Source organism: Myxococcota bacterium (assembly GCA_039030075.1).
GTDB lineage: Bacteria > Myxococcota_A > UBA9160 > UBA9160 > SMWR01 > JAHEJV01.
The window spans coordinates 1-20,005 of the sequence record JBCCEW010000009.1 but is presented as its reverse complement, the minus strand read 5'-3'; the positions used below and the strand labels follow the sequence as shown (position 1 = coordinate 20,005).

General features: G+C 72.2%; 4 protein-coding genes. All 4 read right to left on the bottom strand.

The genetic code is table 11. The annotated features are described in order from the left end of the window. From AAF430_11400 to AAF430_11385, 4 genes are read right to left on the bottom strand one after another with little or no spacing between them, the layout of a single operon-like run. Complete coding sequence (locus AAF430_11400; GenBank protein MEM7410831.1) at positions 1-213, bottom strand: MbtH family protein; 213 nt, start codon at positions 211-213, stop codon at positions 1-3. Positions 214-252: 39 nt separating this feature from the next. Further along, a complete protein-coding gene (locus AAF430_11395) occupies positions 253-6,228 on the bottom strand; it encodes an amino acid adenylation domain-containing protein (GenBank protein MEM7410830.1) in 5,976 nt (1,991 codons plus the stop codon). Further along, positions 6,225-13,814: an amino acid adenylation domain-containing protein gene (locus AAF430_11390; protein ID MEM7410829.1), complete on the bottom strand. Its 7,590-nt coding sequence runs from the start codon at positions 13,812-13,814 to the stop codon at positions 6,225-6,227. Before AAF430_11390 ends, AAF430_11395 begins: the two co-directional genes overlap by 4 nt. Beyond that, on the bottom strand, positions 13,811-19,987 hold the full coding sequence (locus AAF430_11385; GenBank protein ID MEM7410828.1) for an amino acid adenylation domain-containing protein: 6,177 nt from the start codon (positions 19,985-19,987) through the stop codon (positions 13,811-13,813). Before AAF430_11385 ends, AAF430_11390 begins: the two co-directional genes overlap by 4 nt. Between the last annotated feature and the right edge of the window lie 18 nt (positions 19,988-20,005).

The window sequence follows — 20,005 nt, the reverse complement described above, 5'->3', positions numbered from 1 at the left end:
TCAGGCGTGGTCGAGGCGCTCGCGGAGGGATCGCGGTCGCATGTCGGTCCAGACCTCGTCGATCCAGGCGAGGACCTCCGACTTCGGGCCTTCCTTGCCGGCGTCGCGCCAGCCAGCGGGCAGCTCCTGATCGAGGGGCCAGATCGAGTACTGCTCCTCGTCGTTGATGACCGCCTTCATCGGGGTCGTGGTGTCGTCGTCGTTCCAACTCATATCGTTCTCCTGTTTCGTGTGTTTCTCGGTTCGCGCGGGTCAGGCGCGGAATCCCGCGGCGGCGAGGGTTCGGACGGTTTCGCGCAGGGCGCTCTCCACGATCTCGAGGTCCGCGTCGCTGTGGGCGTCCGAAAGCGAGCCGCAATCGCCGCGCAGGAACACGCCGTGCTCCAGAAGGTGCAGGCGCAAGAGCGGCCCCACGTCGCCACCGCCCAGGGAGACGAAGCCGATGCGCGATCCGAAATGGGTCACGCCGATCGGCGCCCCTTCGGCCCGCAGGAGCGCGTTCAGCCGCTCGCAGAACGCCGCGCTTCGCTCGTTCAGATCCTTCTGAAAGCTCGGACCGCGACGCTCGAGCTCTTCGAGTACCGCGCACACCGCCGCCATCGAGAGCGGGTGCCCGCCGTAGGTGCTGCCGGCTTCGATACGACCGCCCGCCGGCGCGCCGTCCTCGGCGCCAAACCAGGCCCCGCCATCGATGCGGTCCAGAATCTCGCTGCGCCCGCCGACCACCCCGATCGGCAGGCCCCCGGCGATCGGTTTGCCGTAGATGGCGAGGTCCGACTCGATCCCGAAATGGCCCTGGCAGCCCGCCGGGTGGATGCGGAAGCCGAAGACGGTCTCGTCGAAGACGAGCGGAACGCCGTGGTCGTGGGTCACCGAGCGCAGCCCGGCGAGGAAAGCCGCCGGGTCTTCGTCGAGTCGCGCCGCCCACTGGCTCTGGATCGGCTCCACCAGGACGGCCGCGATCTCGTCGGCCCGCGCTTCGAGCGCGTCGAGGGAGCGCGGATCGTTGTAGTCGAGCGACCAGACGTCCCCGGACAGGGCTTCGGGAATCCCCGGCGGTCGCGCTCCCGGATCGAAGGGGTTCGGCCCGGTCTGGAGTTCGTCGGCGTTGCCGTGGTAGCCGCCGCGGAACACCACGACCTTGGACCGACCGGTCGCGGCGCGGCAGGCGCGCAGTCCGACGATCATCGCCTCGGTCCGCGTTCCGAGGAAGGCCACCCGCTCGACGGTCGGCACGAAGCGACGGATCCGCTCCGCGGCCTCGGCCGCACGCGGCGCGGCCATCCCGAGCGGGAAGCCCCGGTCGACCTCGTCCTTTAGGGCCTCGCGCAGGAAGGCCGGGCGGTGGCCGAAGAGCGTGATGCCGAAGCTCATCGTGAGGTCGACGTAGGCGTTGCCGTCGACGTCCTGGATCCGCGCGCCTTCCGCGCGCTCCGCGAAGAGCGGGTACCCCACTCCGCGAAGCGCCTTGCGGTAGCCCGCTGCGAAGCGCGGGTCGGCCCAGCTCGGGTGATGATCCCGAGCGAGCTGTCGAGAGTGCGGGGTGCGGCCGGCGTGTCGCACCTCGAAGGCGTCGAGGTAGCGCTGCTCGCTCTCGGAGAGGCTCGACATCGGATCGTAGTTCGCCGCCTCGGCGGGAGAGAGCGGAAGCGAGGAGAGCGGTGCGTCCGGGTCGCGCACCACCGCATCGAGCAGCACCTGGGCGTGCCGCAGTCGCAGCATGGTGCGCTCGCGCTCGAAGAGGTCGGCACTCGCCTCGAGGAAGCCCACGATGTCCTCGCCATCGTCGAGGAGCGAGATCGTCACGTCGGTCCGCGCCGTGCCCCAGTCGACGTGGACGCCTTCGACCTCCAGCTCGCCGAGCCGTCCGTCGGGGCGTTCGAGGAAGCGCTTGTACGTGAACATCGCCTGATAGACGGGCGTGCGGGATGCGTCCTCCCCCGCGTCGAGCGCATCCACGAGGCGCGCGAAGGGCACCTCGCCATGGGCGTGCGCGTCGAGCGCGACGCGACGAATGCGCCGCAAGAGCTCCCGGAAGCTCGGATCCCCGGAGAGGTCCACGGGGAGGACGAGGAAGTCGTTGAACGGCCCGACCAACGTCTCGGCGGCTTCACCGCGTCGGCCCGCCGACGACGAGCCGATCCGCAGCTGCTCCTGTCGCGAGTGCGCATGGAGCCACACCGCATACAGCGACAAGAGCGCCATGTAGAGGGTGACGCCCGAGCGGCGCGCGAGTTCGCGCGCACGCTCGACCAGACCCGCCGGGATGCGCAGCGGCAAGACGATCCCCTCGAAGGACTTCACGTCGGGCCGTTCGTAGTCTGTGTCCAAGGCCAAGGGAGGGCACGGCTCGGCGAGCCGGTCCCGGGCCGATGCGAGCCGCTCCCGTGCTGCGTCGCTCTCGAGCCGGTCGGCTTCGTCGACCGCGAGGTCGTCGTAGCGCAGCGCCTCGGACGACTCCGGCGCCGCGACCTCCTCGGAATCGCCCGACAGCGCAGCCCGATAGAAGCGCTCGAAATCCTTCACGAAGAGCTCGCGCGACCAGGCATCGAAGGCGAGCTGGTGATGCACGAGTACGAGCACGTGGTGGTCGTCGCCGAGACGCAGCAGCGTCGCGCGCATCAGGAGGCCGCCGGCAAGATCGAAGGGCGCAGCGAAGTCGGCGTCGGCCCGAGCGCGGACGGCCCGCTCCTGCTCGGCGACCGTGGTATCGGACAGGTCGACCACCTCGAGCGGAAGCGCGCCGGCGGCGACGACGCGTTTGACGACGTCGAGCGGAGCCAGACTCCGCACCTCGAACGCGGTGCGCAGCGGCTCGTGCAGCGCCACCACGGACTCGAGGGCGGAGCGGAGCGCCGGGACGTCCAGGGGACCGCGCAGACGGCGGGCCGTCACGGTGTGGTAGAAGCGGTGGGTCGGTGCCACCTGGGGATTCAGCACGAACAAGCGCCGCTGCGATTCCGAGAGCGGCCGCTCTTCGGCGAGGTCGCGCCGCACGGGATTCGGTTCGCCCGTCTCGTCGCCGCGCGCGCTCGATTCGATCCAGGCGGCGAGGCCCGCCGGTGTCGGATGCTCGAAGAGCTGGACGACGGGCACCTCGCGGCCGATCGCCGCACCGAGCAGCGAGGCCAGCCGCACCGCCAGCAGCGAGTGGCCCCCGAGATCGAAGAAGTCGTCGTGGGCCCCGATGCCCTCGCGCTCCAGCACGCGGCTCCAGGTTTCGGCAACCAGCGCCTCGGTCTCGGTGCGCGGCTCGACGCGCGCGCCCGCGGGCGCGCTACCGAACGCCGCCTCGTCCGGCATCGGGAGAGCACGCCGATCGACCTTGCCGTTCGGGGTGACGGGTAGGGACGACAGCCTCACGAACGCGTCGGGGAGCATGTACGCCGGCAACTCGTTCGCGAGCCAGCCGCGAAGCGCGCTGTCCGGCGTCGGGTCTCCTTCCCGGATCACGACGTAGGCGACCAGCCGTGCGCTGGATCCCGATGTCCCACCGGACCGGGACCGCAGCGCAATCGCCGCACTCTCGACGGCGTCGTGGCGCGCGATCGCAGCCTCGATCTCTCCGAGCTCCACGCGGAAGCCGCGCAGCTTGACCTGGTCGTCGGCGCGCCCCACGAAGGCGAGCGCGCCGTCCGCGCGGCGCCGCACGAGGTCGCCCGTTCGGTAGGCGCGCGAACCGGGCCCATGGACGGCGAGCGGGTCGGGAACGAAGCGCTCGGCGGTGCGCGCGGGCGCATTCCAGTAGCCGTGGGCGAGGCCCCGTCCGGCCAGGACCAGCTCTCCGACGAGACCGTCGGGCAGCGGGCGACCCAGGCGATCGAGGACGTGCAGCACGGTGCCGGGCAGCGCATTTCCGATCGGCGGCAATGTCTCCCAGTCCTGGGGATCGCCGGTCAACCGGTGGGCCGTCACCACGTGCGCCTCGGTCGGGCCGTACTGGTTGTCGAGCACCGCGCCGTCCAAGCGCGAGAACCAGCCGCGAATCGCCGCGGTCACGCGGAGGGCTTCGCCGGCCGTCACGACTTCGCGCAGGGGCGACGGGGCGGGATCACGCGCCACCGCCACCTGCGCGATCGCATCGAGCAACACGAACGGAGCGAACAGGCGCGTCACCCCATGCGCTTCGACCCGGTCGAGGATGGCGCCGGGGTCTCGGCGCGTCGCGCGGTCGACGATCACGAGCCGACCGCCCGCGACCAACGCCGAGAGCAGCTCCTGGAACGCCACGTCGAAGCCGATCGGCGCCAGCGCCAGGGTGGCCGCACACGCTTCGGGACCCGAGCGCTCGTTCTGCCACGCGACCAGGCGCGCGAGCGTATCGAGGGGCAAGACCACCCCCTTCGGCTCGCCCGTCGAACCGGAGGTGTAGAGGACGTAAGCCGGGCGCGACGGGTCGAAGGGCGGCAGCGGGAGCGCCTGCGGCGGCGCCTCGTTCCCGCGAGCCGACGCATCGAGGTCGAGCACGGGGGTCTCGTGGAGCGCGGCCGCGAACTCGTCCGCGAACTCCGATGTCGACAGGACCGCGGCCGGGCGCGCGTTCTCGAGGATGCGCTGGCGACGCCCCGGCGGCTGACCGGGGTCGAGGGGCACACACGTGGCCCCGACTCGGAGCGCGGCCAGCAGCCCCTCCACCAGCCCGGATCCCGGCTCGGCCGCGATCGCCACGCGATCGCCCGCCTGAACGCCCGCGCCGGCGAGCTGCCGTGCGCGTGCATCGACGCGGTCGAGCAACGCGCCGTAGGTGACCGTTCGATCGCCGTCTACGAGCGCGACCGCATCGGGCCGGTCGAAACGCTGCGCGTCGATCGCGGCGACCAGGTCGAGTTCGAGGCCCGGTCCGGGCTCGTTCGGCTCCGCAACCGGCGCGGGCGCGCCCGCGGTGTCCACCAGGGGAAAGGCGTGGGCCGGTGTGTCGAGGTGATCGGCCAGCCGCCGCAGCGTCGATACGAAGAGCGCCACCGCGCGCTCGATCGCCGCGGGATCCGTTCCCGTACCGCCGAGGGCCTCGACCGAGAGACCCGACCGCGGCGAGACGAGCAGGGTCAGCGGATAGTTCGTCTTCTCGAAATCACCGACCTCGGTGACGCGGAGCGCCGGCAGCCGACCGGCCGCCATCTCGAGCTCGGCGAGCGGCGTGTTGCCGACGACGACGATGGTGTCGAAGAGGGACGCGCCGGGTTCGAGTTCGGCGAGCCCGCGCAGCTCGGCCAGCGGAGTGTGCTCGAAGCGCCGATCCTCGGCCTGGCGCCGCTGCAGCTCGCGCAACCAGTCTCGCAGCGGCACGTGGGACGCGACGTCCGCGCGGAAGGGCAGCGTGGTCAGGCACATGCCGACGGTCGGCGTCTCGTCGGCACCCGCGGTGGCGTCGCGCCCGCTCGAAGTGACGCCGAAGACCACATCCGTCCTGCCCGAGAGCGCCGAGAGGGCGATCGACCAGGCGCCGAGGGCCATCGTGCCCAGGGTCACCCCCGCTGCCCGCGCCGCCGACGCGAGTCGCTCGGCGGCGGCGTCGTCGAGCGAGGCGGAAACCCGGATCACCGACGCCTTCTCGACGACGGGCTGCGCATCGAGATCGGCGCGGCTCGGTGTCGCGAACCCCGCGAGGCGTTCCTGCCAATGCGACGTGGCGGCGCTCGGGTCCTGAGAGACGACCCGCCGGACGTGCTCAGCGAAGGGCCTGGAGGGCGGCAGTTCGAGGGTGCGGCCCTCGCGCTCGGCGACCAGCTCGAGCAACAGTTCGCGGGTCACGACGGGCACCGACCACCCGTCGAGCAGGATATGGTGGTAGCTCACGGCGATGCGGTGACGGTTGTTGTCGAGCCGGTAGCGGTGGATCCGCACCGCGGGCGCCTGGGTGAGATCGAAGCCCGAGCGCCGGTCCGCTTCGAGCGCTTCATCGAGCTTCGCGGCCTGGGCCTCCGGCGAGAGACCGCGCAGATCCACGTCCGCGAGCGGCGTCTGCACGACCCCGTGCACGACCTGGTACGGCTGCTCGAGTCCTTCCCAGTGGAAACTCGTGCGCAGGACGGCGTGGCGCGCGGCCACGCGATCCCAGGCGCGCCGCAGCGCTTCCGCGTCGAAGTCGCCCTCGATCGTCCACCACAGCTGCTGGACGTAGACGCCACTTCCGGGACTGCTCAACGTGTGGAAGAGCATCCCCGCCTGGGCGGGGGTGAGATCGTAGACATCGACGACGTCGGCGCGGGGCGGAGTATCGGTGGTCATCGCTCGCCCTCGTCCTGCGCATCGCTTCCGCCGACCCGGGCCAATAGCTTTTCCAGATCCGCGGGTCGGATCGACGTGGCGCTCACGGCGTCAGGGGTGAGAGCCGGCGCGGCGACGGCAGGTGCCTCTTCCGGCGTCGCCCCCTCCGCTCCGCCGGTCAGCTGCGCGGTGATGTCGTCGATCACGCGGTCGACGGTTTCGGAGCGGTGGACCGCGCTCGAGTAGTCGACTGCCAGCTGGCCCGGGGCTCCGGCGTCGCCGGCGATCCAGGTCACCTCGAGGGCGTGCAAGGGGCGCGCCTCCGGGTGCGTCCACGGCGCCGGCCCGGGGATGCGATCGCAGCGGGTGCCCTCGTGCTCGGGAGCGCGCGGCGGAGACGTCACGCGGACCCACACGTCCGAGGCCGCGCCGCTGTCCGTCACAACTACCGCGCGCGCCATCGCTTCACGCGCGTCCTCGACGGACACGCCATCGGCCGCGGCTTCGAATGTCGCCGTCGCCCGCTCGGTGAAGCAGCCGACGCTCTCCGATGCCGCCGCCGCGCGCCGCTCGAAGGCAAGATCGACGCGTCCGACCCCGGTCCAGCGGTGAAGCGCGCACGCGGTCGCGGCGAGCACGCCCTCGAGCCCCTCGGCGACGTTCGCGACGGGACGCGTTGCGCGCACACGGTTCGACGCCAGCGCTTCGCCGAGCGGGAAATCGCGCGGCACCCGGACCGGCGCGCCGCCGGACGCCTCGGTGGGGGCGTCGAGCGAGGCGAGGAGTGCAGATTCGGCGAAGCTCCCGAAGCCCTCGGCCTCGGGATCCGGTGAACGCGCGCCGGACGCAGCGCCTGCGTTCAGCAGCTCCGACACCAGGACGTCGAGCGCGTCGGCGTCGGCGACCAGCGGATGCACGATGACCGCGAGCCGCGTCGCCTCGGGCGATCCCCCACACGCCAACCGCACCGCCGCGGCGACGGGCCCGGCCACCGGATCGAGCTCGCGGGCCAGCGCAGCGAGAGTCGACTCCAGCGACTCCCCGCTCGCAAGCGTTCGCGTGGCGACCGTCCAAGGCGCGTCTTCCGACGAGACGAGTCGCTGGATCCACTCGCCCCCGGCGCGCGCTGCGCGCAGCCGCAGCGCACCGTAGCGCGCAGTGCAGAGGACCGTGGCCGCGCGCAGGCCGTCCTCGTCGGGAAGTGCGTTCCCGTCGACCGCCGAGACGAGTCGCTGGTGGACGGGCGCACCGCCAGCGGCGAGCCAACGACGCTGCTCGGCCGTCCATGGAACGACCCGACGCGGGCGGCGCGTGAACCCGACGTCTTCACCGGTGACCGGGTCGGCCAGCCGCTCGGCCCCCAGCGCCGAGACACGCGGGTCCGAACTCGCCGCCGGGTGCATCACCTCGACGACCGTCGCGACGGTCTGGCGATCGAAGAGGTCTTCCGGGTCGAGGGCGTAGCCCGCCTCACGCACGAGAGACAGCACCTGGAGCACCTGCAACGAGTCCCCGCCCAGTTCGAAGAAGTCGTCGTCGACACCGATCTTCGGGACGCCGAGCACCTGCTCCCAGATGTCGACGAGCAGGCGCTCGGGATCCGTGCGCGGCGCCCGGTAGGCGCTCGCGCGCGCGACGGAGGCGAGATCGGTCGACGCGTCGCCGTCCTCGGGGATCGCGGGGACGAACCCCTCGGCCGGCGCCGCCTCCCCTCCGACGCGGGCAACCGCGGGCTGCACGCGTGCCGATCCGGGCGTGGCGTCGACCCAATGACGCTCGCGCGCAAAGGGATAGGTCGGCAGGGACACGCGTCGGGCGGTTCCGCCGGGCAGGGCCTGGCTCCAGTCGATGGCGGCGCCGTGCAACCAGAGGTCGGCCAGCGCCGCCGAGATCGGATGCGGGGGACTGCCGCCCGGGCGGGGGGCCACCACCGGGAGCGATGTCTCGCGTCGCACGAGGGTGGACAGCGCGCGGCCCGGCCCCACCTCGAGGGCCACGCCGCCGAAGCGTTCACCGAGGGCAGCGAGCGCCTCGGAGAACCGCACGGGCTCCACGAGCTGCTGCGCCCAGTGGTCCGGATCGACCGCCTCCGCGTCTTGGATCCAACCACCGGTCCGGGCCGAGACGAAGGGCACCTGGGGCGCTTGCCGCGGGACCGCGGCGACCGCGGCGCGGAACGGCTCCACCGCTCCTTCCATCTGGGGCACGTGGAACGCGTGGGAGGTCGCGAGCCGACGCACCTGCACGTCCCCGCGCGCGAGCCGCGCCGCGAAGGTTTCGATCGCGTCCACCGAACCGCCCACGGTGACGTCCTCACCACCGTTGATCGCGGAGAGGTGCAGCCCTTCACCGCCGGGCTCGGCGAGCCAATAGCCGACGTCTTCGGCACTGGCCCGCACCGCGAGCATGGCGCCGGTCGGCTGCTGCGCGAGCAGCTGTCCCCGCAACGCCACCAGGCGCGCCCCATCTTCGAGCGAGAACACACCGGCGTGTGTGGCGGCCACCCACTCGCCGAGGCTGTGCCCGACGAGCGCGCTCGCCCGCACGCCGCGCGCGGCCCACGCCTCGACCATCGCGAGCTCGATCACGAAGAGCGCCGGTTGCGCGAGCGCGGTATCGGCGAGGCGCTTCGCGGCGTCCGGAGCCTGCGGGTTCAGCAGGAGTTCTCGCAGCTCGCCGGGACTCGGATGTCCCACCTGCGCCTGCGCTTCTTCGACGGCTTTCTGGACTTCGTCGAAGCGGTAACGAAAGGCGGCGTCTGCTTCGTAGAGCGGCGCCGCCATGCCCGGCATTTGCGCCCCCTGACCGGGGAACAAGAAGGCGATGTCGGCGTCGCGGAGCGTGGCGACCCGGCTGCGGACGCGATCCGGGAGCGCGCCCGAGAGCGCCTGGATCGCCTCCTCGCGGTCGGCGCAGAGAACCGTGCGCCGGTGGGGCGCTGGTCGGCGTCCGTTGGCCAACGTCCAGGCGACGTCGTCGAGCGCGAGCTCCGGTTGCGCGCGAAGCCGCTCGGCGAGGGCTTCCGCCATGCCGTCGAGTGCGTCCGCGCGTCGCGCGGACAGGGTGAGCACGGCGGCGCCATCGTTCGCGCTCGCCGGAGCCGGGTCGGGTCGCGGCGCGGGAACGGGTCCGCCGAGCACCACGTGCACGTTGGTGCCGCCGATCCCGAACGAGCTCACGCCACCGCGTCGCTGCTCGGGGGGACCTTCCAGCGGCGTCAGCGCCTCGGCGATCCGGAAGGGCGTCGCGTCGAGCTGCAGCCGCGGGTTCGGCGCCTCGAAGTGCAGCGTCGGCGGGATCTCTCCACGCGAGAGCGCCAGGACGGCCTTCAGGAAACCGGCGATGCCCGCGGCGGCGTCCAGGTGACCGAGGTTCGACTTGACCGATCCGAGCACGGTGCTCCCGGACGCAGCCGCGGCGGAACCGAAGGCGCGTGCGAGCGCCGCCACCTCGATCGGATCGCCGATCGCCGTGCCGGTTCCGTGCGCTTCGACGAAGTCCACGTCGGCGGGATCGACGCCGGCGCGCGCGAGCGCATCCGCCACGACGGTCGCCTGGCCCTCGATGCTCGGCGCCGTGTAGCCCTGTTTGATCGCGCCGTCGTTGTTCATCGCCGAGCCGAGGACGACCGCGTGCACCGTGTCGCCATCGGCCAGAGCGTCGGAGAGGCGCTTCAGCACCACGGCGCCCACACCGCTGCCGAACACCGTACCGGCGGCGGCGGCGTCGAACGCGCGGCAACGACCGTCCGGGGCGTTGATCCCGCCGGGCTGATGGAGATAGCCACGGCCCTGCCCGGCGTTCACGGTGACGCCACCGGCGATTGCCACGTCGGAATCGCCGGTCAGCAGACTCTGCGCGGCCAGGTGGACCGCCACGAGGGAAGACGAACAGCCGGACTGCACGGTCACCGCCGGACCCGCCAGATCCAGGTGATACGCCACCCGGGTCGCGAGATTGTCCACGCGGTTGGCGTGACGCACCGCCGTCACCCCGGCCGCCGCCACTAGCTCGGGGGCGGCCGCCAGGTTGTGGAGGAAGTAGCTGCTGAGCCCGGCGCCAGCGAACACGCCCACGCGACCGGCCGAGCGCCCGGGCGCGATCCCCGCGTCTTCCAGCGCGGCCCAGGCGATCTCGAGGAGCAGACGGTGCTGCGGATCCATGATCTGCGCCTGGCGGGGCGCGACCCCGAAGAAGGTCGCGTCGAAGCGGTCGATGTCGTCGAGCATCGGGCTCGCCGGCACGAAGTGCGGATCGTCCAGCAGCGACGCGTCCACCCCGGCGTCGAGGAGTGCGTCTCGCTCGAGGCGCGTGACGCCGTCGCGTCCCTCGCGCAGGTTCTCCCAGAACGCGTCGATCGAACCGGCGCCCGGGAAGCGCGCCGCCATCCCGACGACGGCGATCGGCTCGTTCGGGTCGAAGCGCCGTTCGCGTCGGGCCCGGTCGTCCGACGCGGCGGTGCTCGCCCCGCCGGCCCCGTCCAGCCAGTCGGCCATCGCCGCAACCGTCGTGTACTGGAAGAGCTCGGTGATCAGGATCTCTCGCTCGAAACGCGCTTCGAGGCGACTCATCAGTTGCACCAGCAGCAGCGAGTGGCCTCCGAGATCGAAGAAGTTGTCCTCGACGCCGACCCGCTCGAGCCCGAGCAGCTCGCACCAGATCGCAGCGATGTCGCGCTCGGCCGCGCCGCGCGGCGCCACGTAGGCGTGCTCCGTCGCGGGCTGGCTCGTGTCGGGCTCCGGAAGTCCGGCACGGTCGACCTTCCCATTGGGCGTGAGCGGCAACGCGCGCAAGAGGACCCAGCTCGCCGGTCGCATGTAGACCGCGATGTGCGACTTCATCCACTCGCGCAGGTCGGCCGCTTCGAGTGAGACCCCGGTGCGCGGAGCCACCCACGCCACCAGGCGCGCTCCGCCACTGGTCGCATCACCGAGGGCTTTGACGGCGGCCTGCGCGACGTCCGGGTGGTCCAGGATCGTCTTCTCGATCTCGCCGGGCTCGACGCGGAAGCCGCGGATCTTCACCTGGAAGTCGGTCCGACCGAGGTACGCCAGCGAACCGTCGGCGAGCCGGCGCACACGGTCGCCGGTCCGGTACATACGCGCGCCCGGCTCGGGTCCGAAAGGATCGGGGAGGAAACGCTCGGCGGTCAGAGCGGGCCGCCCCGCGTAGCCGCGCGTCACCGTCGGGCCGGCGACATACAGTTCTCCGGGCACGCCGACGGGAACGGGCGCGAGGCGCTCGTCGAGCACGTAGGCGCGTGCGTGGCCCAGCGGGTGACCGATCGGGACGCGCCCCTCCGCGTCGCTGGGCATGGACCGCGCATCGCCGACGACGACGCCCACCGTCGTCTCGGTCGGCCCGTAGTGGTTGAGCAGGGTCGGCACCGCGTCGCCGATGCGTTCCACGAGGGCCGACGGCAGGGGTTCGCCCCCGCAAAGCAGCGCCTGCGCCGGCAGCAACGCGCGCTCGGCCTCGGGTCCGCCAGCGCCGTCCAGCAAGGCGGCCAGGTGGGAGGGCACGATCTTGAGGACGTCGATCGGGCAGGCCCGCAGCTGCTCCGCGAGCACGCGCGCGTTGCCCATCGACTCCTCGCCGAACAGCCGCAGGGTGCCGCCAGTGGCGAGAGCCGGGAAGAGCGTGGTGTGACCCAGGTCGGCGGCCAGGGTCGACAGGTTCCCCCAACACGCGCCGGCGCCGACGCCGATCCGGGGCTCGATGGCCGCGATGTACGCGGCGAGCTGGCGGTGTTCGACGGCGACCGCCTTCGGCTTCCCCGTCGAGCCCGACGTGTACAACAGATAGGCGCAGTCGGCGGGGGCCGGGCCGCGGACCTCGGGCTCGGGTTCCGCGTCGAGATCCAGCTCCTCGAGGTTCCAACGCGGGCAAGGCTCGGGAACGCGCGCGTAGAGGAGCGGTTCGGTCAGTACGACCGCAGCGTCGGCGTCCTCGAGCCGGAAGCCGATCGCCTCCGTCGGGAGCACCGGGTCCAGGGGCAGGAAGGGGGCGCCTGCTCGCATCGCACCCAGCATCGCGATGAGGGCGTGGTGGGTTCGATGCAAGACCAGCGCGACGGGGCGATCGGGCCCGGCGCCCGCGCTGCGCAGCTTCGCCGCGAGCGCGCGGGAGCGGCGATCCAGATCGGCGTAGGAGAGCGTCGTGGTGTCGGTGATGACCGCGGGGTGCTCCGGGCCACTCGCAACGGCCGCGTCGAAGCGCTCCACGAACGAACCCGGTGTCGCTTCGAAGGACGTGTACGGTCCGCCCAGCGCCCGCTCCCGCGCCGAGCCCGGAGCGACCAGAGTGTGCTCGCCCACCGCGCGCTCGGGATCGTTCGCGATGGACGTCCACAGGTCCGCCAGGGCCGCAGCGAAGGTCGCCGCAGCGCCGATATCGACCCGACCCGTGTCCACCTCGAGCGCGGGCTCGGGCGACCCGTTCCCCGCGTCGAGGAGCGTCGCCAGCAGCGGCGCGTCCGTTTCCACCGCGCGCAGCCCCTCGATCTCGGCAGCGCCCTCGAGCGTCGCATCGACCGCCGCGAAAGCGATCGCATCGAGCTCCAACGAGGTTTCGTCCGTCGAGGGATCGGGGTCGCGGTGGCCATGCGCGTGTTCACGCGCGCGCTCCAGGGCGCGATCGAGTGACCGCGCGAGCGCAGCGGCCGAGGCCTTCTGGTCGACGCGCGTACCGACCGGCAACCAACGCGACAGGGGGCCGAGCAGGGTTTCGAGCTCTTCGAGCCCCCGACCTCCCGAGGCCACACGCACCCCGGTTTCGGTCGTCTCGCTGGTGCGGGCGAGCAGCGCGTGAAGCCCCGCGAGCCAGAGCGCCTCGGTCGACACCTCGGCGCGCATAGCAGCGGCCGCAAGGTTGCTCGCGGCCTCGCGCGAAACCGGCACCGGCAGGCGCACGTAGCCTCCGCCCTGCGCGCCGTGCTCGGGGCGGACGGCGAGCGGCGGCCAGCGCAGGGGTTCTCCACACGAGGCGTCCGAGAAGTGCGCGCGATCCGCGCGCGCGTCCTCGTCCGCTTCGTCTTCCAGCCATTCGCGGAAGTACGCGGACGCCCCGAGCCAATCGAGCGCCTCCGGGTCCTCGTCGAGCGGGGACACGTCGCCGCAGAGTTCCTCGGCCAGTGCGATCGACGAACGCGTATCCAGGGCGAGCGCCGACGCGGTCAAGATCAGGCGCGACGCGTCCGGACCTTCTTCGAGACGCACCAGACGCAGCGGTGCTTCCGTCGTCAGGTCGAAGGGCCGCGCCCACTCGGCGCGACACACCTCGCGCGCGTCCTCGCGCGCGCTTCGCAGGATTCCCTCGGCGAGCGGGTCCTGGCTTCCTTCGGCGACGAAGCGCTGCAGCGGACGGCGTGCGCCCGGGCGCGGCACGAGTCGTAGACGCAGCGCATCGTGACGATCGATCGCCCGACACAGCCGGGCCGCCAGCGTCTCGAGTGTGAGCGGCGCGTGCAGACGGAGGAGCCACTGCACGCGGAAGCCACCGCCCGAACCCAGCGCCGAGAGAGCCTCGTGGCCCGGCGCCCGTCGCGCGAGCGCATCCGCCACGCGCTCCTGCTGGGGCGCGAGCCGGTATCCCACCTCGGCGCTCATCGGTCTTCCTCGCTGGTGCCCAGGATCCCGTCCGGCGTTCGCATGCGGCCCATCGCGACGATGATCTTGCGCTCCCCGGTGAACGGGTTCCGGGCATGGGAGACGCGCTCGTTGTCCACGACGAGGACGTCGCCACGGCGCCACGGGAACTCGACGCGCGCGGCCTCATAGGCCCGATCGACGCAGGCGAGGTCGCGCTCCTCGATGACGGATCCATCGCCGAAGGTCACGTTCCGCGGCAACCGTTCGATCCCGTACTTCCCGAGCAGGGCCTCGCGAACCGCAGCGTCGAGATAGCGCGGATGATGCAGGGCGATCTGATTGAACCAGACGGGCCAACCGTGGTCGGGGTGCGGACCGATCGCGGGCCGGCGATCGGCGATCCGCAGCGTGCCGTCCGCGTCCCATTCGACCTCGGTGCCGGTTTCCGCGCCGCGCTGCTCCACCACCCGCGGATCGTCGGTGCGGAAAAAGTCCTGCCAGCGGACGTCGAGGCCCGCCGTGAAGGTCCGCGAGTAGCGCAGTCCAAGGGTCTCGAAGCGCTCGCGCACGTCGTCGGGCAGCGCCGCCAACACGGCACGGCCGTCGGCCACCGGTGTCTCCCCCCGCGTCTCGGCGGGAATCACGCAGCCGAAGAAGATCCGGGTCGGCCAGCTCGTCAGGTGGGCGCTCTCGTTGTGGAAGAGGATCGAGCGATCCGGCGGATAGGGCGTCGACCCGTAGACCCGCCCGCTCACCGGCGAACGGGGCAGGTCGCCGTACTCCCCGTAGAGCTCACCCACGACAGCGCGGCCCAACGCCTCGAACGCCTTCTCGTCGTGAAAGGGCCCGCCGCGCAAGAGGACGGCGCCGTGCTGCTGCAGCGCCTGCTCGAGCACGCCGCGTTCGTTACGCACCCAGCCGACCAGGTCCGCTTCGGTGCCCGTCGCCGCGATGCACAACGGAGCGCTCGCATCGCTCGGTCGGAGGCCCTCGACCGCGGCACCCACCTCGATCGGGGACGCCGCTTCGGTCGCCACCGGGCGGGCCGCGGCGCGCCGCAGACGCGAACGACGTCCGGCCTTGCGCCGCCCCGAGCGATCGCGCTCGGCCTCGCGCTCGGCGGGGGTCCGGAGGTCCAGCGCATCGATCCCGACGTCGGGGGTGGCCGCGACCGTCGCGAGCAGGGCCTCGAGACGGCGCGCGAGCCGCTCGACCCGGTCGGGCGAGAAACGCCCGGCGTCGTACCGCCAGGTACCCGCGAGCCCCCCACCGTGGCGGCGGAAGAACAGCGCGAGGTCGAACTTCGTGGTCGGCTCGGCGGGCTCGAGCACCTCGGCGCGGACGTCGCCGAGCTCGATCGCGACCGACGGCAGGTTCTGCAGCACGAAGAGCACCTGGACCAGCGGCGAACGGCCGTCTTCACGCCGCTCGCCGATGGCGCCCGCAACGCGCGCGAAGGGAACGTCCTGGTGCTCGTACGCCTCCAGGCAGGTCTCCCGAACGCGTCCGACGAGCTCGGCGAAACTCGGCGCGCCGTCGAGTCGCGTGCGCAGCGCCAGCACGTTCACGAAGAACCCGATCAGGGATTCGGTCGCACCATGCGTGCGGTGTGCGACGTCGGTCCCGACCACGACGTCTTCGGTGTTGCCCTCGCGTCCGAGCAGGAGCTGGAACGCCGCCAGACAGACCATGAACAGGCTCGCGTCGTGCGCGCGCGCCAGTGCCTCGAGCCGATCCAGAACGGCTCCATCGATCTCGAAGGAGGCTTCGGCCGGCCGGGAGGGCTCTTCGAGATCCGGCGCGACCAGCTGCTGCGGGACGCCCGCGAGCGCGCGCCGCCAGTGCGCGATCTCGCGTTCGAGCGCAGACTCGTCGAGCACCTGCCGCTCGTGGATCGCCCAGTCCGCGTACTGGATTTCGAGCGGCGCGAGCGGGCTCGGCGCCCCCCTCGTCTGCGCGGCGTAGAGCGCGGTGAGCTCGCGGGCGAGGACGCCCGCCGACCAGCCGTCGCTCACGATGTGGTGGGTCACGAGCGCCACCACGTGCACGTCGGGCGCGAGTCGCACGAGGGTCGTGCGCATCAACGGTCCGGTCGCCAGGTCGAAGGGCTGACGCGCTGCCGCGAACACCAGATCGCGCGCGCGGGCGTCGCGCTGCGCGAGGTCTTCCTGGGATGCGTCGACGACGGCGAGCGACGCCGCCACACGCGCGAGTTCGGATCCAGATGGGTGGACGCACTGCTCCGGAAGCCCCTCCACCGCCGCGAAGGTCGTTCGTAGCACCTCGTGGCGATCCACGACCGCCTGGAGCGCCGCGTGTAGCGCGTCCACATCCAGCGGGCCCGCGAGCCGCAGCGCGAAGGGAATCGCGTAGGACGCGTCACCCGGGTTCAGCTGGTCGAGGAACCAGAGCCGCTCCTGCGCGTAGCTCAGTGGAATCCTGGCCGGCCGCTCGTCGACCCGAATCGGCGCGCTCGGTGCGCCGGCTTCGTGCCCCGCGACTTCGCCCGCGTCCACCGCTTGCGCAAGGGCGGCGACCGTCGACGCCTCGAAGAGCATCCGCAGCGGGATCTCCACGCCGAGTTCCTCGCGAATCCGGATGGCCACGCGCGTCGCCAGGAGCGAGTGCCCTCCGAGGTCGAAGAAGCTCGCATCGACGCTCACCGCATCCCGGCCGAGCACCTCCGCGAAGATCGACGCGAGAGCCGTCTCGGTCTCCGTCCGCGGCGCCGCGAAGGCCGGCGACGCGCCGTCGTCCGCGGACACCCGCCCCGCGAGCGCAGAACGATCGATCTTCCCGTTGGGCGTGAGCGGAAGTGCGTCGAGACACTGGACCCGACGCGGCACCATGTACGCGGGCAGGGTCGCCGCGAGCCCGGCGCGGAGACCGTCCACCGCAGGCGCGGAATCGGCGTCCTGTGCGACTACGAACGCGACGAGCGTTTCGTCGACGGGAACGACGGCGGCCGCGGCCACCGCGTCGTCGGCGACGAGTTGGGCTTCGATCTCACCCAGCTCGATCCGGAACCCGCGCAGTTTCACCTGGCCGTCCCCGCGACCGCCGTACTCGAGGCCCCCGTCGCGGCGCAGCCGACACAGGTCTCCCGTGCGATACAGGCGAGCGCCGGGTTCGGACGCGGGCGCGAAGGGATCGGGGACGAAGCGCAGCGCGGTCTCTGCCCCCCGACCCTCGTAGCCGCGCGTGACGCCGCCTCCGCCGATCGCGAGTTCACCCCAGACACCGACGGGCGCCGGCCGGCCCTCGGCGTCGAGGACGGCGAGCCGCGTCGCGCCGAGCGGCGTGCCCAGCTCGACGGTGCCCTTCGCCGCCTCGGAGGCATCGGCCTCGAAGCGATGGGCCGTCGACCAGACGGTGGTCTCGGTCGGTCCGTAGAGGTTCCAGACCTCTCCGGCGCGCGCGGCGATCCACGCGGCGAGTTCCGTCGGCAGGGCCTCGCCTCCGACGAGCGCTTGAAGCGCTGCGCCGCCTTGCCACGCTGCGTCGCGCAAGAGCCGCCAGGTGGCCGGCGTGCCCTGCAGCGCCGTAGCCTCGCTCCCCGCGAGACACTCGGCGAGCGCCGCACCCGACGCCACGACCTCGAGCGGCGCGACTTCGGAACGGCCGCCCCGCCAGAGCGGTCCCCAGCGTTCGAGCAGTGAGATGTCGAAGCTCAGGGTCGTCACCGCCAGCACGCGCGTGTCCGCGTTCCAACCCAAGCGTTCGGTCATGGCGTCCAGGAAGAACGCCGCGGCGCGGTGGGACACCGCCACGCCCTTCGGGCGACCCGTCGAGCCCGAGGTGTAGAGCACGTAAGCGCTCCCCTCGGCGCCTCCGGGCGGCGCGTCGAGTGGCTCGGACGAAGCGGCGTAGTTCGCGGGATCGGTGAGCGCGAGGGTCGTCACCCCGGCCGGCAAGGCGTCGGCTGCCGCGGCACCCGCGGTCATCACCCATTCCACGCGACTCGACTCCACCATCCAGGCGAGGCGTTCCTCGGGGAAGCTCGGATCGAGCGGCACGTAGGCGGCGCCGAGCTTCCACGCGGCGAGCATGCCCACCCACTCGTGGACGCCCCGTTCCGCACAGAGCCCCACGCGGTCTTCGGCGCGTACGCCGCGCTCGCGGAGCGTGCGGGCGAGCTGGTTGGCCCGCCGCTCGAGCTCGCCGTAGGAAAGGAAGGAGGTCTCGACCGGGCTCTCGCCAGCGAGTCCCACCGCCGGCGCGTCGGGTTGCTGCCGCGCCCGCAAGTGGAAACGATCGGCCAGGGTTTCGTCGGGCCGCAGCGCGCGCACCGCGCTGCCCGGTCGCTCGCTCGGGTCGGGCCGCAAGGACGCGGGAAGACCGGTCGGCAGGTCCCGCACGCGCGCGTCCGGATCGGCGACGATCGCATCGAGCAAGCGCACGTAGGCGTCGCGCCACCCTTCGACCGTCTCCCGCTCGAAGAGGTCGGTCGCGAACTCGAAGTTGCCGAGCAGGCCGCCCTCGGTCTCCTCGAGCAGCACGGTCAGATCGAACTTCGACGTCGGAACCTCCGCGCCGACCGGTTCGAAGGAGAGGCCTTCGAACGCCACGGGGTCGCGGGGGGTGTTGCGCAGGGTGAACACGACCTGGAAGAGCGGGTTCGCCGACAGGTCGCGCTCGACGGGAAGGATCTCGACGAGCTCCTCGAAGGGCAGGTCCTGGTGGGCGTAGGCGTCGAGCGCCGTGCGCCGCACGCGGCCCAGCAGGTCCCGGAAGGTCGGCCGACCGGAGAGATCCGTGCGCAGCACGACGGTATTGCTGAAGAAGCCGAGCAACCCCTCGAGATCCTGCTGGCGGCGATTCGCGATCGGTGAGCCCACGACGAGGTCATCACGGCCGGTCAAGCGGCCGAGCAACACCTGAAACGCGGCGAGCATCACCATGAACGGCGTGGCGCCTTCGCGGCTCGCGAGATCCGAGAGGGCCTGGCTGGTTTCACTCGGCACGCGCAGGAGGACCCGATCGCCGCGGTGGGTGGGTCGGGAAGGACGGGGACGGTCTGCGGGCAGCGAAAGCAGACCCGGAGCACCTGCCAGCGCGCGACGCCAGTAATCGCGCTCGGCTTCGAGCCGCTCGCCTGATAGCCAGCCGCGCTGCCACGCGGCGAAGTCGGCGTACTGCATCTCGAGCGGCTCGAGGGGAATCGGCGCGCCGTGCGAGAGCGCGGCGTAGAGCAGCGACAGCTCCCGGAGCAGGACGCCCCGCGACCAGGCGTCGAAGATGACGTGGTGACACACCGCCAGCAGCACGTGCTCCTCCGACCCGACCTGCAAGAGCGCCACACGCAGGAGCGGGCCTTCCGCCAGATCGAAGGGGATCAGCGTGCGCGAAGCGAGCTCCTGCGCGATCGCGTCCTGCTGCTCCTGTCCCTCGAGCCCGCGCAAGTCGATCGACGCGACGCGCACCGGCGCGGCTGTTCTCGCGTCCTGGATCACCTGCACGGGCTCACCGGATGCGTCGGTGGCGAAGACGGTGCGCAGCGTTTCGTGGCGCTGCACGAGCGCGTCGATGCTGCGCGAGAACGCGTCGACGTCGAGCGGACCGCGCACGCGCGCCGCCATCGGGATCGCGTAGGCCGCGCGGCCCTCGGGCTCGAGACGATCCAGGAGCCACATCCGCCGCTGTGCGAAGGAGACGGGGAGTGGTCCGTCGCGAGGCACCCGCTCGAGCGGAGGTAGCGCTGCGCCCTCGCCCTCGGCCAGCCGGGGCGCCAGCCCGCGCACCGTCGGCTCTTCGAAGAGCGCCGCCAGGGGCAGCTCGGTCGAGAACGCCTCGCGAATCCGGGAGACGGCCCGCGTGGCGAGCAGCGAGTGGCCGCCCAGCTCGAAGAAGCTCGCCGTCGCCGAGATGCGGGATTCGCCGAGGACATCGGCGAAGATCTCCGCCAGCTTCTGCTCGGCAGCGCCGTCCGGCGCCACGAACGGGACCTCCGCGACCACGCTCTTGGGTTCGGGAAGCGCACGCCGGTCGAGCTTCCCGTTCGCGGTGAGCGGCAGTCGCTCGAGACACACGAGGCGCTCGGGAACCATGGCGGCGGGCAGACGCTCCGCGAGCCAGCGCGACACCTCGTCGGGTTCCACACCAGCGCCGGTCAGATAGCCGACGAGTCGTCCGTCGAAGGCGCGCACCGCGGCGTCGGAGACGGTGGGGTGCGCCATGAGCGTGCGCTCGATCTCTCCGGGCTCGATCCG

Coding starts and splice junctions, on each gene's coding strand:
- AAF430_11400 (MEM7410831.1), bottom strand. CDS start 213: ATGAGTTGGAACGACGACGACACCACGACCCCGATGAAGGCGGTCATC.
- AAF430_11395 (MEM7410830.1), bottom strand. CDS start 6,228: ATGACCACCGATACTCCGCCCCGCGCCGACGTCGTCGATGTCTACGAT.
- AAF430_11390 (MEM7410829.1), bottom strand. CDS start 13,814: ATGAGCGCCGAGGTGGGATACCGGCTCGCGCCCCAGCAGGAGCGCGTG.